Here is a 13,654-nt window from a genome sequence, read left to right on the forward strand (position 1 = left end):
GGACGCCGAGATGGCGAAACCAGCCGAGCTTCCCGCAGATATCTCAGGCCTTCGCCCTGCCGTCATCGGCATAGGCTATGTCGGCCTGCCGGTCGCGGTCGCCTTTGGCCATGCTCGCCCGACGATCGCCTTCGACGTCAATCCAAAACGTGTCGCCGACCTGACCGCAGGCCATGACGAGACCCGCGAAGTCGAGCCTGAAGAATTGGCCGCAGCATCCCAGCTGACTTTTGCCTCCAACCCGGATGATCTGGCGACCGCAAACTTCTTCATTGTCACCGTGCCGACGCCCATCGACGCCTTCAAGCGCCCGGACCTGTCCTACCTTGAACGGGCCAGCGAGACTGTCGGCAAGGTTCTCAAGCGCGGCGACATCGTTGTTTATGAATCAACAGTTTTTCCTGGCGCCACGGAAGAGCACTGCGTGCCCGTGCTCGAGAAAGTGTCCGGCCTCAAATTCAACGAAGACTTCTATTGCGGCTACAGTCCCGAGCGCATCAATCCCGGCGACAAGAAACATCGGCTGGCCGATATTCAAAAAGTCACGTCCGGCTCGACGCCGCAGGCAGCTGATCTGATTGACGCGCTCTACAGCAGCATCATCACGGCAGGCACGTTCAAGGCCTCGTCCATTCGCGTGGCAGAAGCCGCCAAGGTGATTGAAAACACCCAGCGCGACGTCAACATTGCCCTCGTCAACGAACTCGCTGTTCTGTTCTCCCGCCTTGGCATCGACACCGAAGAAGTGCTCAAGGCTGCGGGAACGAAATGGAACTTCCTGCCGTTCCGTCCCGGACTTGTCGGCGGCCACTGTATTGGCGTTGACCCTTACTACCTGACCCACAAGGCACAGGAAGTGGGCCATCACTCCGAAATGATTCTGGCTGGCCGCCGTATCAATGATGGCATGGGTGACCATGCAGGCCAGCTGGTGCTCGACGCGATGATTTCCAAAGGCACGGCCCCTGCCAGTTCACGGGTGCTGATGCTGGGCGTGACCTTCAAGGAAAATTGCCCGGACATTCGCAACACCCTTGTGGCCCGCACCATTTCCTACCTGCAGGCCCGCGGCGTAACCGTGGATGTGCATGATCCCTGGGTCGACGCTGAAGAGGCCCGCAAGGAACTGGGCCTTGATCTGGTTGAGACCCCTGAAAAAGGCGCCTATGACGCTGCCGTTCTTGCGGTCGCCCACGATGCTTTTGAAAAGATGGGGGCCAAGGGTGTGAAAGAGTTCCTCAAGCCCACAGGCATTCTCGCTGATCTTAAATGGGCCTTTGACGCAACCGACACCGATACCCGGCTTTAAACGCAACGACCACTCCAGACAGGACACATCATGACTTGGCTCGTCACCGGCGCTGCCGGCTTCATCGGTTCTCACGCAGCCCATGTGCTCCTCGACCGGGGCGAAACCGTGGTCGGTCTGGATAACCTCAACGACTATTATGACGTGCGCCTGAAAGAAGCCCGGCTGGAACGCCTCACCTCGCGTGACGGCTTTACGTTCCACAAGGCCTCTTTGGAAGACAAACCGGCCCTCACAAAGATTTTCGAGCAGCACAACATCAAGAAGGTCATCCACCTCGCCGCCCAGGCAGGTGTGCGCTACTCAATCGAAAATCCGGACGCCTATATTCAGGCCAACATCGTTGGCTTCCAGCACATGATTGACCTGGCCAAGGAAGCAAAGGTCGAACATTTCGTCTACGCGTCCTCAAGCTCCGTTTACGGATCAAACGAAAAGATGCCGTTCGCAACGGCAGACAGTGTGGATCATCCGGTAAGCCTCTATGCCGCCACCAAGAAGGCCAACGAGCTGGTGGCGCACACCTATTCGCACCTCTATGACCTGCCCACGACTGGCCTGCGGTTCTTCACGGTCTATGGCCCCTGGGGACGGCCGGACATGTCGCTGTTCCTGTTCACCCGCAAGATCATTGCAGGCGAGCCGATTGACGTGTTCAACCACGGCAAGCACCGCCGAGACTTCACCTATATCGATGACATTGTGGATGGTGTCATCCGCGTGGCCGACAACACACCGACCGCAAACCCGGACTACGACCCGCTTTCAGGTGATCCAGCCGCCAGCCATGCGCCCTATCGGGTCTACAATATCGGCAACAACAAGCCTGTTGAGCTGATGACGTTCATCGAAACAATCGAAAAGCATCTGGGTCTTGAAGCCAAAAAGAACTTCCTGCCCCTCCAGCCCGGCGACGTTCCCGCCACCTATGCAGACATCGAGCCCCTGCGCCGTGACACAGGCTTTGAGCCGCGCACCTCGATTGACGAGGGCATTGGCAACTTCATCGACTGGTACCGCACGTTCTACAACTAGAACAACGGCCTAGCGCTCATACAAAGCAGCAAACCGGTCAACGCACACGTCCATCGAAAATGATCGCTCAATGTGGTCGCGCGCACGGGCGCCCACGGCCGCGCGCTCGCCCGGTGTCAGCTGCGCCATCGTAGCGATGGCGGCACTCAGAGCCATTGAGTCTTCCGCAGGTACCACGCGGCCGTACTCATCCACAATCAGCGATACATCACCCACATCCGTGGCAACAGCAGGCAGCCCCGCTGCCATGCCTTCAGCCACGGCATTGGGAAATCCTTCGCTCTTGGACCCCAGAACGACCATGTCACAGGCGGACAAAATCTCCGGCACATCGCGGCGCATGCCCAGCACCACATGCTGCCCCGCATCCAGCTTTTCCGTGTCCGTTCCAACGAACACGCCAGTGACACCACCCGCATGATCCAGCGCCGCAATGGTCCCCGGCAGATCCTTGGCCGGATCGTTGCGCGCAATGACAGCGGCGGCAATTGCATGTTCACCCAACCCAAGAGACGCCCGCATTGAGTCGCGCCTGTCAGGCAGGGGACGAAACCGCTGTGTATCAATTCCGTTCTGAATGACCTGTAGCTTCTCAGGTGAAAAGCCCAGTTTCTGATGAGCCTCACGGCCCGCATCACTGTTGAAGACCACAGCACCCGGCCTACGGGACAGCCAGGCACCCAGTTTCACCACAAGACGCAGGCTCCAGCCATAATCTGCCGGGTCCATTTCAACAGATCGAATATTCCAGATGAGCTTTGCACGTGGTGCTGAGACCGCGGCCACAAGCGCCGCCACAAGGTTCGCGTGGTACAGCCAGCCCTGAACCACATCCGGGTTGAACGCTTTCATGCAGCGCGCCAGCCGCAGCAATCCACGCGGATCAGGTACACCGCGCGACATGCCAAGCTCATGCACCACAAAGCCCGCGTCACGCAGGGTGGTGGCGTGATCGCCCCCATCCACCATTACGGCAATTTCCTGCTCGATGCCGCGCGCGCGCAGTTTTGGCGCCAGCCCGGCCAGAAACCCTTCCGTGCCGCCACGGTCCAGTGATGTTATGACGTGCAGGACGCGGCGACTGGACATGAAATCTCTATCGTTTCCCTTGAGCCTCTAGGTGCTTACCCCTAAGAAATCCTGCGCGCAACGGCGCACCGCAATCGGACCCTGACGACGTGAGTGCAAACAAGCCCAATTTGATGTTCCTGATCCGCAGCCTGGAAACCGGCGGTGCGGAGCGCCAGCTTGTCGCTCTGGCAAACGGGCTGGCCGACACTGGCTGGGCCATCAGCGTGGTCACCTACTATCCCGGCGGCGATCTTGAAGGCACCCTTTCCCCCAGGATTGCCCGGCACGACTTGGGTAAAACAAGCCGCTGGCACCTCATTGGCCCTCTGCTCACCTACCTTTCACTCATCCGGCGCATCCGCCCGCAGGCCGTTCACAGCTACATGGACAGCGCCAATCTTCTGGCCGCAGCGCTTCGGCTTTTTGCGAAGCCTCACAAGCTCATCTGGGGCATTCGCACGTCAGACATGCGCGACGGCCATCAGGATGCGTTGCAAAAGCTGCTGTTCCGCCTCGAAACGCGCCTGTCGCGATCAGCGGACCTGATCATTGCCAATTCACAGACCGGCCTGGCATTCGCCCAGAGCCAGGGTCTGAGCACATCAAATGGCATTGCCATCCGCAATGGCATCAACACCGAAAAATTCAGCCGCAACGAACAGGCCGGCACAGCCTTGCGCAACAGTCTCGGCATCCCCGCCGTCGCGCCCGTCATCTCAATAGTGGCCCGCCTTGATCCCGTGAAAGGACATGGCGTGCTGCTTGAGGCTTTCTCCATCCTTGAGGACAAACACACACACCTGATCATTGCCGGTGGCGGGCCAGACACCCTGCGAACGGGCCTTGAAGAACAGGCCGCATCCCTTGGCATCACAGACCGTGTGCACTTCCTTGGAAACGTCACGGACACACAAGCCGTCTACAGCGCCAGCGACATTGCTGTTTTGTCTTCGCTCTATGGCGAAGGCACACCCAATGCTCCCGCCGAAGCCATGGCCTGTGGGACACCCTGCGTCGTTACTGAGCTTGGCGATGGTCCGTTCGTCGTTGGAGACACTGGCGAAACAGCACCGCCCGGTGACGCCCAGGCGCTTTCCACTGCGATTGGGCATCTGTTGCATCGCGTGAGGTCAGAGCCTGACCTGCGCCATCGCGCCCGCACACGCATAGAAGAGGAACTGTCCGTATCCAAACTGATAGCGGACACCGAGGCCGCACTTGAACGCGCTCTCGAAAAGTAGCTACTACCGGTTCTCTGAAATAAACCTGTCGAGCATGTCGCTCACGCTCATGGGCGTGTAGCCATACTCGTCCTGTGCCCGCGCACTGTCGATGAGGAACGTCCGCAGCTTTCGGTCGCCGACACTGATCTCAGATGTCGTATCCAGCCCTTGCGCAAGCCGCGTCACCACATCACGCACAACCATATCGCCCCCGGCACCAACGGCAGTCATATGGGCGCCGGTACGCTCGCCCGACAGCCAGCCAAAGATCATCTGGGTCAGGTCTTCAATGTGGCAGGCATTGTTGAACCGCACATCGGGGTTCACATAACTCAATGGCAACCCGGCCTTAAGCTTTCGCACACATTCAGAAAGCCAGTTCCGTTTGGAGCCCGGGCCGATAACCGCCGGCAGGCGGATCGACAGGGAAGGAAGTTGATCCTTCACATCTTCCAGGAGCCGCTCACCCAGCAGCTTGGTCAACCCATAGGCATCCGGATTGACCGATGGTGTCGCATCGCTGACCACATCATCGGCAACGTCGCCGAAGGCGGAAAAGGATGAGAAGAAAACGAATGCCTTGGCCTCACAGGCCAGCGCATGCCGGACCAGGGCCTGCGTCGCAGCCACATTGTCGCCGAGCATCTGATCAACGGTGATCCCGTCCCAGATCGACGTCGCAGCTGCATGCACAACCGCATCTACCGCAGGCAGGTCTTCACCTGCAGCAAGGTCTGCATGCACAACTGAAAAACGGGCTGCCGCATCCGCATCATCCGGCGGCGTCACCGGACTGGACCGGGTGAGTGCCACAACCTCCACACCCAGAGCAGCAAGCCGCCGGGCGGCATAGCCGCCGGCAAACCCACCTGCTCCGGTGACCAGCACCTTCATGATGCGGCCTTTCGCGAAGGGGCCCTAGGCAACCTGCTCAAGAATGAGCGGTACCGAGATGCCGTGCGCGGCCAGAAGGTCGTCCTGGCTGCCATAGTTGTGAATGAACTCATCCTTGAGCGTGAAGGTGTGCAGCTTGCACTTGGCCTGAACGTCCCAGGCAATCTGCTTCACACGGGAGGACAGACCCCCCTCCGGCACATGGTCTTCAACCACGATGACCTGATCGTGGCCGTTGAGTGCGGCTTCAATGCCCGGACGGTCCAGCGGCTTGATCGTGTGTGCGGAAACAACAGACACAGACTTGCCCTTGGCTTCCAGTTCCTTGGCCACTTCCATGGCTTTGGCCATGATCGTGCCATAGGCAAGGATGCAGACATCCGTGCCCTTCTGGATGTAGCGGATCTTGCCGAACTCGAACTTGTCCACGGCTGTATCGGTAAAGGTGGGCTCGCCCGCCTTGCCAATACGCAGATAGACAGGGCCTTCCTTCTGGTAAGCGCAATAGCGTGTCGCTTCCACAAGTTCAGCCGGGTCGCATGGTGCGAGCACACGCATGTTGGGAATGGCACTCGCCACCGCAACGTCTTCCATCGTGTGATGCGTGCCGCCAAGCGTTGAATAGATAACGCCTGCGCCCATGCCCACAATCGTCACCGGCAGGTTCTGGTAGCCCAGATCATCACGCACCATTTCAAACGGGCGATAGAGCGTGAACGTCGCAATGGTGTAGGCAAATGGCTGGCAGCCCTTGAGCGCCAGACCGGCACACATGCCGATCATCGTCTGTTCGGCCACGCCTACATTGATGAAGCGGTCTGGATGGTTGGTCTGGAAATCCATCATTGGGCCGGCAGGCGAAATGTCTGCCACCACGATGTAGATGTCAGGGTTTTCGCTGGCGCACTCAAAGAGTGTCTGTGAGAACATATTGCGCATTAGTTGGCCTCGTCGATCTCGCGGATCGCCTGCTTGTATTCTTCAGGATCAGGCGAGCGGTAATGCCACATGGGCACGCTCTCCATGTAGGACACGCCTTTGCCCTTGGTTGTTTTGCAGTTCACCAGCAACGGCTTGTCACCTGAGCGGTTCTGCACAGCATTGAAGATCGCTTCGCTGTCATGGCCGTCAACTTCAACAGCTTCCCAGCCAAACGCTTCGTACTTTTCAACAACCGGATAGAAGCTTGGATGCGTGTCCGTGGTGAACGTCGCGCTCTGCATGTTGTTGTTGTCGATGAAAGCCACGAGGTTCGACACACCAAGCGACGACGCCATCAGCGTTGCCTCCCAGGTGGAACCTTCCTGCACTTCACCGTCAGACATCACCGTGTAGATCGTGCCATTGGTGCCGCGGGTTTTCTCTGCATACGCCATTCCCAGCGCCATGCCCATGCCATGGCCCAGCGAGCCGGTTGAGGCTTCGATACCCGGGTTGCCGTAGTCAGGATGCACCCCGAGGATACCGTGCGGTGTGCAATAGCCCCGCAGATGCTCCTCAGTGAGGATGCCAAGATCAACGAGCAGCATGACCTGAATCATGTAGCCGTGCCCCTTGGACATCAGGAAGGTGTCCGGAGCCTCATCCCCCACAGGATTGCCGTTGGGGCCTGGCCGCATCAGATTGTAGTAGATGCAATCCACGATCTCGGTAGACGAGAAAGCGCCGCCTACATGGAGCGCCGTCACATACTGCGTCATGTCCAGGATGCGTTTGCGGTGACGCTTGCAGCGATCCTTCGCGGCAGCCACATCGAACGCGTTTTGTTCAGTTGCGGTCATTCGGTTTCCGTGTCCTCTCCAAGGATCAGCGTCCAGTAATAGTCGCCCTTGTATCCGGCTTCATCGAAGATGGCTTTCCACTCATCGGGATACCCGTAGGTATAAGCGGTGAGAACCCAGTCCTCGAAAATCTCTTTTTCTTCCGGCGTGCGGTAGCTATCCACCTGCACATACGCCTTGTTGTCCCGCGCCACGCGCTGGATTTCAGACAGGGCGTTGATGAGCTGCGGCCGCTTCAGGTTATGCAGCGTGTTGAGGCAGATCACAGCGTCAAAGCTGTCGTCTGGAAACAGCAGCGGGTCATTGAGGTCATGCTGATGCAGACGGCCTACGACTTCCGGTTCGCAATTCATCATCGCGTAACCTGAGATGTCAGAGCCGAAAGCCTGAATGCCCGGCTCGGCAATCATGAAATCCTTGACCAGAAACCCCTTGGCACACCCAAGGTCCAGCACCCGGTCGCCCGGCTTCAGGTCCCAGTGCGCAATCATGTCCTTGGCAATGGGGACCCAGCGGCCATCATAGCGGTAGCCGCCATAGCCGACTTCACGCGGTCCATCAAAATACTCTTCGCCATATTCACGCGACAGGGCGATCAGCTCATCCGTCTTTGAGGACGCGCGCTTTTCAATGTTGCGCTTCTTGCGCGGAAAGGCGCTCAGTAGATTGACTTCAGCCATGAGGTTTCCGGTTCCGGTAGTGGGTGTCAGCAGTCAGGTTCGTTCAGCAGGTGCAATATCTTATGGCTGCGGGGCATTCAAGTCGGCGTCCTGGGTGAGCCGCACCGCAATATGCTTTGCCACCAGTTCATTGCCTGCATTCGACATGTGACCAAAAATGCGGCCTTCGTCATGCATTACGAACAAGCCACGGTAGGCATCCATATCGCGCAGACCAATATCCTTCTGCGGCTGCCACATATCCAAAGTGTCTATGCCCGCCTCTCGCGCGCAGTCGAGCACGTCAGCGGCGTGCGGCTGACGTTCGACAATATCAATGGCTGCACGCCCGCCGAACTGCATGACAAACAGCAAACGCACGTCCGCAGCATCAAGGTCAGTCTGCAGTTTTTCAAGCAGCTTGCAGCTCACAGCGACAGGGTCATTGCCCGCCGATACATAGCTGGTCTGCGATCGCGCCCAGTAGCCGCCAAAACCGGTACGCTCTGCAACAAAGGTCACCAGATAGGAATAGCCAAGGACGCTTAGTCCCCCCACTTCCTCAGCCTTCCCTGTAAACAGGGGCACGGGATCATAATGGCGAACCAACGCGCCATCCTCGACGGTGAACCATGGCTTGTTTGACCCTGCATAGGTCCGATACCCGCTGCGCAGGATGTCATCCTGAAAGAACGACACGACCACAGTGTGCGGCTCAACAACCGGCAACAGGTCATAGACCCGGCGTACAATCTGATCTGTCGCCCACCCACCGACGCCGCCATTGACCACCGGAACGTCGATCATCTGTTCCAGTCGCGCTGGCCACGTATATTTGTTGCCGACTTCAGAGCCGGCAGTAAACGAGTCGCCAGTAGCAAGGATGCCGCCTTTGGGCAGTACCGACTTCATTTCAAAATCGTTCATCCGCACGCCGTGAACGCCGGTAGTGACGGAAACGCCCTCCGGGTTGGCGGGATTGCCCGGCATGTTGGGCGCAAGTACCCAGCCCAAATCAGGATGATAGACATTCGCCGTCTGAGTCCGCAGCAGGGCCTGACGCTCAGCAGTGATGTTTCTGAGCGGCCAGAAATCGATCCCGTCCATCACCCGCACAACCACTTCGAGGAAGATGAGCCCAACCAGCACTGACGCGAGTACGACACCAGAATTTCCAAGAAAGACCTTGAAGGTTTTCCAACGGGCCGAGTCGCGGTCCGGCAGTCCGACATAGGCCACAACCGCCAGCAATCCGGCAAACAGGATCGCAAAAAGCATCAAAATAACGGTGGCAGTCCGTGACCAGCCAAATGCGAGGTAAAGGTAGAAGGCCTCTGTCAGCCCTAGCCCCAGCGGCTTTGCCAGAAAGGCCGAAGCCATGAGGAGAAGCGCAATAGCAAAGAGGCCGACTGCCACAAGGGCCAGCGTGGGCAATTGCCAATCGATTCTCTGCCATTGAGCGGAAATTTGCGATCGCGCTCGTTCAAACGCTTCAGCGATGGCCTTCACCGGCGTCCCCCGACCCCAAATAGCTGATTTTATTGGCCCGACGGCCATTGCTGCATTGCATTGCCGCGATGTGCCGGGTACATGAGCGGGTCTTACGAAATGAAGAGCAGAGGCGCAAGCAAATGAGCCACGCAGAGAACTTTTTTAAGCTGGCCGCAGACATCGCCCTAGGCCTCCCCGCAGCTGATGTGGATCGGATGGCCCAGGAGCTTGCAGACCTGCGTGAACGCGGCGGCCGCCTCTTTATTCTGGGTGTTGGCGGCAGTGCCGGCAATTGCAGTCATGCCGTCAATGACTTCCGCAAGCTCTGCAATGTCGAAGCCTATGCGCCGGTCGACAATGTGTCCGAGCTTACAGCCCGTGCAAACGACGAAGGCTGGGACACGATCTTCGACGCGTGGATGAAAGTCAGCCGCGCCAATGAGAAAGACGCGATTCTTGTATTCTCAGTTGGCGGCGGGAACAAAGAGAAGAACATCAGCCCGAACATCGTCAAAGCTGTCGATCTGGCCAAGGAACTTGGCATGAAGATCTTCGGTGTGGTGGGCAAGGACACCGGCCACACCGCCAAGCACGGCGACATCGTGGTGGTTGTTCCAAATCCTGATCCTGATCTGGTGACCCCGCACTCAGAAGCTTTCCAGGCCGTTGTCTGGCATTGCCTCGTGTCGCACCCAGCTTTGCAGGTAAAATCAACCAAGTGGTAGCAGGACCGGCCGGTTCTGACCTCAAGCGGGCCGTTTTCCTTGATCGGGACGGCATTATCAATGAGTCCGTCGTCCGCAACGGCAAGCCCTATCCGCCCGCAACACTTGAGGATGTTGTCATCCTGCCCGGCGTCAAAGACGCGCTAGAGCGTCTGAAGGCAGCCGGCTATCTTACCATCATCGCCACCAACCAGCCTGATGTGACCACAGGGAAACAGTTGCAGTCGGTTGTAGATGCTATTCACGACATGATGCGCGAAACACTGGCACTGGATGATATCCGTGCCTGCTTTTGCGTTGAAGGGCCTGATTGCCCATGCTACAAGCCAAAACCTGGCCTCCTGACCGAAGCGGCAAAAGACTGGAAAGTCGAATTAAAACAAAGCTTTATGGTCGGAGACAGGTGGCGTGATGTTGGCGCTGGACAGGCGGCAGGCTGCACCACCTTCTTTGTGGACTATGGCTATCACGAAGACCTCACTTTCACTCCGGACTTTACAGTTTCGGGGCTGAGCGAGGCGGCAGACATTATTATTTCCGGGCGCGCCGACTGATTTTCAGCTATCGCACCGTTGAAACTTGAAATTGTGCTTATTGGGGGGATGTACCAGATGCGCAAAGTTGAAGACCTGAAGGTCAAGATTTTCGCCGACGGCGCCGATATCGATGCGATGCTCAAGCTCGCAGAAAATCCGCTGGTTAAAGGCTTCACCACCAACCCGACGCTGATGCGCAAGGCTGGCGTTGAGGATTATGCGGGCTTTGCCCACAAAGTGATTGCGGCCATCCCGAACCACCCTCTTTCATTTGAAGTCTTTGCTGACGATGTAGCCGAGATGGAAGCGCAGGCGCTGGAAATTGCTTCCTGGGGCAAGAACGTCAACGTCAAGATCCCCGTGACCAATACCAAGGGTGAGTCGACGGTTCCTGCCATCCGCGCGATTTCAGCCAAAGGCGTGCAGGCAAATGTGACTGCCGTATTCACTCTGGATCAGGTGCGCGAGATCACAGACGCGCTGGACGCAGACACACCCGCCATCATTTCAGTCTTCGCTGGTCGCATTGCTGACACGGGCATCGACCCTGTGCCCGTCATGGCCGAAGCTGCCAAGATCATGAAGTCAAAGCCAAAGGCTGAACTTCTCTGGGCAAGCCCGCGCGAACTCCTGAACATCTATCACGCTGAAGACAGCGGCAGCCACATCATCACCGTGGCCCACGATATCCTCGGCAAGCTCGGCCTCATTGGCAAAGACCTGGACCAGTACTCACTGGAAACAGTGGACATGTTCTACAAGGACGCCACTGCGGTCGGTTACACGATCAACACCAATTCTCAGGCTGCGGAATAACAAGCAGCCAATAGCGTGATCTGCCCTGACCAAGGGCGGGTCACGCTGACTTTCATCCTTATTGCGAACGATTTGGCGAACGAACGGGGACTATTGTGTTCAAGAATGTGCTTGTGACCGGCGGTGCCGGCTATGTGGGAAGCCTGCTGGTACCGCAGCTTCTGGACGAGGGCTACAACGTGACTGTCTTTGACATCATGTTTTTTGGCGATGACTTCCTGCCCAAGGACAACCCCAACCTGAAGATCATCAAGGGCGACATTCGCGAAACCGCGAAACTGGCCGAAGCCTTCAAGGGCATTGATGCAGTCATCAGCCTCGCCTGCATTTCCAACGACGCAAGCTTCGAGCTGGACGCGAACCTTTCAACCTCCATCAACATGGATGCGTTTGAACCAATGGTCATCGCGGCGAAGGAAGCAGGCGTTAAGCGCTTCGTCTACGCGTCATCATCTTCCGTATACGGCATTTCTGACTCACCCAACGTGACTGAAGACCACCCGCTTGTACCGCTCACGCAGTACAACGAGTACAAAGGTCTGTGTGAACCTCTTCTCTTCAAGCATCAAAGCGATGACTTTGTATGCGTGACCATCCGTCCGGCCACACTGTGCGGCTACGCACCGCGCCAGCGCCTCGACCTGTCGGTCAACATTCTCACCAATCACGCTGTGAACAACGGCAAGATCACAGTGTTCGGCGGCACACAGAAGCGCCCGAACCTGCACGTGGCCGACATGTGCGATCTGTATTCGCACCTGTTGAAGGAAGACTCCGCCAAGATCGCCGGCGAAGTCTTCAATGCAGGCTTCCAGAACATGTCCATCATGGAAATTGCTGAACTGGCCCAGAAGGTCGTTCAGGAACTCTTCCCTGAAAAGGGCGAGATCGAAATTGTCACGACACCGACGGACGACAACCGCTCCTACCATGTGAACTCCGACAAGATCCGCAAGCAGCTGGGCTTTGAGCCCAAGCGCAATGTGGAAATCGCGATCCGCGATCTTTGCCAGGCGTTCAAGGAAAACAAGCTGCCAGACAGCATGACCGACGACTTCTACTTCAATGTGAAGCGTCTGAAAGCCATGGAAGCCGCATGAGTAAGAAGCCTGTCGCTGTTGTAACCGGTGGAGCGGGCTTCATCGGAAGCCATATGGTTGATCTGCTCGTTGACGAGGGCTTTGAAGTCCGCGTCATCGACAGCCTGATCGGTGGTCGCGAAGCCAATATCGAGCATCACGCCAAAAACGACGTGACTGCCGAGTGGCGCGACATCCGCTCGCTGCAGCCCGGCGACAAGCTCTTCTCTGAAGTGGACTATGTGTTCCACTTTGCTGGCATCGGCGACATCGTGCCGTCGATCGAGCAGCCGCTTGAATATATGTCTGCGAACGTTCAGGGCACGGTCCACGTGCTCGAAGCAGCGCGCGCAGCGGGCACACTGAAGAAGCTTGTGTATGCCTCTTCGTCCTCCTGCTACGGTATGGCGCAGACGCCGACCCGCGAAGACCACCCCATCGAGCCGAAATACCCCTATGCCCTGTCAAAGTATCAGGGCGAACAGGCGGTGTTCCACTGGCACGAGGTCTATGGCCTTCCCGCCAACGCGGTTCGTATTTTCAATGCCTATGGCACCCGCTCGCGCACTTCTGGTGCCTATGGCGCGGTATTCGGCGTGTTCCTGCGTCAGAAGTTGGCCAACACCCCCTATACGGTTGTTGGAGACGGCACCCAGAGCCGCGACTTTGTGTACGCCAGTGACGTCGCCAATGCGTTCTACCTCGCAGGCATCTCAGACACTGTGGGCCAGGCCTACAATATGGGTGCGGGCGACCCTCAGTCCGTGAACAAGCTCGTTGAGCTGCTCGGCGGCGAAGTCACCTACATTCCCAAGCGTCCCGGCGAGCCCGACTGCACATTTGCAGACATCACAAAAATCACGAAGGAACTTGGGTGGAAACCCAAAGTATCTTTTGAAGAAGGCGTTCAGCGCATCGTCCAGAACATCGGCTATTGGGCGGAAGCTCCCCTGTGGGACCCGGACTCAATTGCCAAGGCCACGAAGACATGGTTCGAGATGCTGTCGCCTGAAGAAGAGTCAAAGAAGAGCTAGA

The 13,654-nt window shown here is 57.6% G+C and carries 14 protein-coding genes; 8 read left to right on the forward strand and 6 right to left on the reverse strand.

Annotated elements, in window-relative coordinates:
* Nucleotides 1-10 precede the first annotated feature (10 nt).
* Nucleotides 11-1,309 (forward strand): nucleotide sugar dehydrogenase, encoded by a 1,299-nt coding sequence (locus ABXH05_RS05065; protein ID WP_353560056.1) that lies wholly within the window; start codon nucleotides 11-13, stop codon nucleotides 1,307-1,309.
* A 30-nt stretch (nucleotides 1,310-1,339) separates the two neighbouring features.
* A complete protein-coding gene (locus tag ABXH05_RS05070) occupies nucleotides 1,340-2,344 on the forward strand; it encodes an NAD-dependent epimerase (RefSeq protein WP_353560057.1) in 1,005 nt (334 codons plus the stop codon).
* A 9-nt stretch (nucleotides 2,345-2,353) separates the two neighbouring features.
* On the opposite strand, the gene ABXH05_RS05075 is transcribed toward ABXH05_RS05070, so the two are convergent.
* Complete coding sequence (locus ABXH05_RS05075) at nucleotides 2,354-3,433, reverse strand: glycosyltransferase (protein WP_353560058.1); 1,080 nt, start codon at nucleotides 3,431-3,433, stop codon at nucleotides 2,354-2,356.
* Between the two features lie 89 nt (nucleotides 3,434-3,522).
* Between ABXH05_RS05075 and ABXH05_RS05080 the strand changes: the two genes are divergently transcribed.
* Nucleotides 3,523-4,656, forward strand: coding sequence for a glycosyltransferase (locus ABXH05_RS05080; protein ID WP_353560059.1), 1,134 nt, complete (start codon nucleotides 3,523-3,525; stop codon nucleotides 4,654-4,656).
* A 3-nt stretch (nucleotides 4,657-4,659) separates the two neighbouring features.
* On the opposite strand, the gene ABXH05_RS05085 is transcribed toward ABXH05_RS05080, so the two are convergent.
* Genes ABXH05_RS05085 through ABXH05_RS05105 form a run of 5 tightly spaced genes read right to left on the reverse strand, consistent with a single transcriptional unit; the run spans nucleotide 4,660 to nucleotide 9,352 of the window.
* A complete protein-coding gene (locus ABXH05_RS05085) occupies nucleotides 4,660-5,532 on the reverse strand; it encodes an NAD-dependent epimerase/dehydratase family protein (protein ID WP_353560060.1) in 873 nt (290 codons plus the stop codon).
* Nucleotides 5,533-5,556: 24 nt separating this feature from the next.
* Nucleotides 5,557-6,471 carry a transketolase family protein gene (locus tag ABXH05_RS05090; RefSeq protein ID WP_043949992.1) on the reverse strand — a complete coding sequence of 305 codons (915 nt, stop codon included), beginning with the start codon at nucleotides 6,469-6,471 and terminating at the stop codon, nucleotides 5,557-5,559.
* Entirely contained in the window at nucleotides 6,471-7,313 is an 843-nt protein-coding gene (locus tag ABXH05_RS05095) for a transketolase (RefSeq protein ID WP_348136047.1), read from the reverse strand. The genes ABXH05_RS05090 and ABXH05_RS05095 overlap by 1 nt, the downstream gene beginning before the upstream one ends.
* Nucleotides 7,310-7,993, reverse strand: a complete 684-nt coding sequence (locus tag ABXH05_RS05100; RefSeq protein WP_353560061.1) for a class I SAM-dependent methyltransferase — start codon at nucleotides 7,991-7,993, stop codon at nucleotides 7,310-7,312. Before ABXH05_RS05100 ends, ABXH05_RS05095 begins: the two co-directional genes overlap by 4 nt.
* Before the next feature lie 60 nt (nucleotides 7,994-8,053).
* A complete protein-coding gene (locus tag ABXH05_RS05105) occupies nucleotides 8,054-9,352 on the reverse strand; it encodes an SGNH/GDSL hydrolase family protein (RefSeq protein ID WP_353560062.1) in 1,299 nt (432 codons plus the stop codon).
* Nucleotides 9,353-9,603: 251 nt separating this feature from the next.
* On the opposite strand from ABXH05_RS05105, the gene ABXH05_RS05110 reads away from it, so the two are divergent.
* The 5 genes from ABXH05_RS05110 to ABXH05_RS05130 all read left to right on the forward strand — a co-directional run bounded on the left by ABXH05_RS05110 (nucleotide 9,604) and on the right by ABXH05_RS05130 (nucleotide 13,653).
* The gene (locus ABXH05_RS05110; protein ID WP_043949995.1) at nucleotides 9,604-10,188 is read left to right on the forward strand and encodes an SIS domain-containing protein; all 585 of its coding nucleotides are present in this window, start codon (nucleotides 9,604-9,606) and stop codon (nucleotides 10,186-10,188) included.
* Nucleotides 10,182-10,742 (forward strand): D-glycero-alpha-D-manno-heptose-1,7-bisphosphate 7-phosphatase, encoded by a 561-nt coding sequence (locus tag ABXH05_RS05115; protein WP_353560063.1) that lies wholly within the window; start codon nucleotides 10,182-10,184, stop codon nucleotides 10,740-10,742. Before ABXH05_RS05110 ends, ABXH05_RS05115 begins: the two co-directional genes overlap by 7 nt.
* A gap of 57 nt (nucleotides 10,743-10,799) precedes the next feature.
* Nucleotides 10,800-11,540, forward strand: a complete 741-nt coding sequence (locus ABXH05_RS05120; RefSeq protein WP_348136054.1) for a transaldolase — start codon at nucleotides 10,800-10,802, stop codon at nucleotides 11,538-11,540.
* A 95-nt stretch (nucleotides 11,541-11,635) separates the two neighbouring features.
* Nucleotides 11,636-12,640, forward strand: coding sequence for an NAD-dependent epimerase/dehydratase family protein (locus ABXH05_RS05125; RefSeq protein ID WP_353560064.1), 1,005 nt, complete (start codon nucleotides 11,636-11,638; stop codon nucleotides 12,638-12,640).
* Nucleotides 12,637-13,653, forward strand: a complete 1,017-nt coding sequence (locus tag ABXH05_RS05130) for a GDP-mannose 4,6-dehydratase (protein WP_348136057.1) — start codon at nucleotides 12,637-12,639, stop codon at nucleotides 13,651-13,653. Before ABXH05_RS05125 ends, ABXH05_RS05130 begins: the two co-directional genes overlap by 4 nt.
* Nucleotide 13,654 lies beyond the last annotated feature (1 nt).

The sequence above is a fragment of the Pyruvatibacter sp. HU-CL02332 genome, assembly GCF_040362765.1.
GTDB lineage: Bacteria > Pseudomonadota > Alphaproteobacteria > CGMCC-115125 > CGMCC-115125 > Pyruvatibacter.

Excerpts from the sequence above, each read along its gene's own strand:
- ABXH05_RS05065 (WP_353560056.1), top strand. The coding sequence starts at position 11 with ATGGCGAAACCAGCCGAGCTTCCCGCAGATATCTCAGGCCTTCGCCCT.
- ABXH05_RS05070 (WP_353560057.1), top strand. The coding sequence starts at position 1,340 with ATGACTTGGCTCGTCACCGGCGCTGCCGGCTTCATCGGTTCTCACGCA.
- ABXH05_RS05075 (WP_353560058.1), bottom strand. The coding sequence starts at position 3,433 with ATGTCCAGTCGCCGCGTCCTGCACGTCATAACATCACTGGACCGTGGC.
- ABXH05_RS05085 (WP_353560060.1), bottom strand. The coding sequence starts at position 5,532 with ATGAAGGTGCTGGTCACCGGAGCAGGTGGGTTTGCCGGCGGCTATGCC.
- ABXH05_RS05090 (WP_043949992.1), bottom strand. The coding sequence starts at position 6,471 with ATGCGCAATATGTTCTCACAGACACTCTTTGAGTGCGCCAGCGAAAAC.
- ABXH05_RS05095 (WP_348136047.1), bottom strand. The coding sequence starts at position 7,313 with ATGACCGCAACTGAACAAAACGCGTTCGATGTGGCTGCCGCGAAGGAT.
- ABXH05_RS05100 (WP_353560061.1), bottom strand. The coding sequence starts at position 7,993 with ATGGCTGAAGTCAATCTACTGAGCGCCTTTCCGCGCAAGAAGCGCAAC.
- ABXH05_RS05105 (WP_353560062.1), bottom strand. The coding sequence starts at position 9,352 with ATGGCTTCGGCCTTTCTGGCAAAGCCGCTGGGGCTAGGGCTGACAGAG.
- ABXH05_RS05110 (WP_043949995.1), top strand. The coding sequence starts at position 9,604 with ATGAGCCACGCAGAGAACTTTTTTAAGCTGGCCGCAGACATCGCCCTA.
- ABXH05_RS05120 (WP_348136054.1), top strand. The coding sequence starts at position 10,800 with ATGCGCAAAGTTGAAGACCTGAAGGTCAAGATTTTCGCCGACGGCGCC.
- ABXH05_RS05130 (WP_348136057.1), top strand. The coding sequence starts at position 12,637 with ATGAGTAAGAAGCCTGTCGCTGTTGTAACCGGTGGAGCGGGCTTCATC.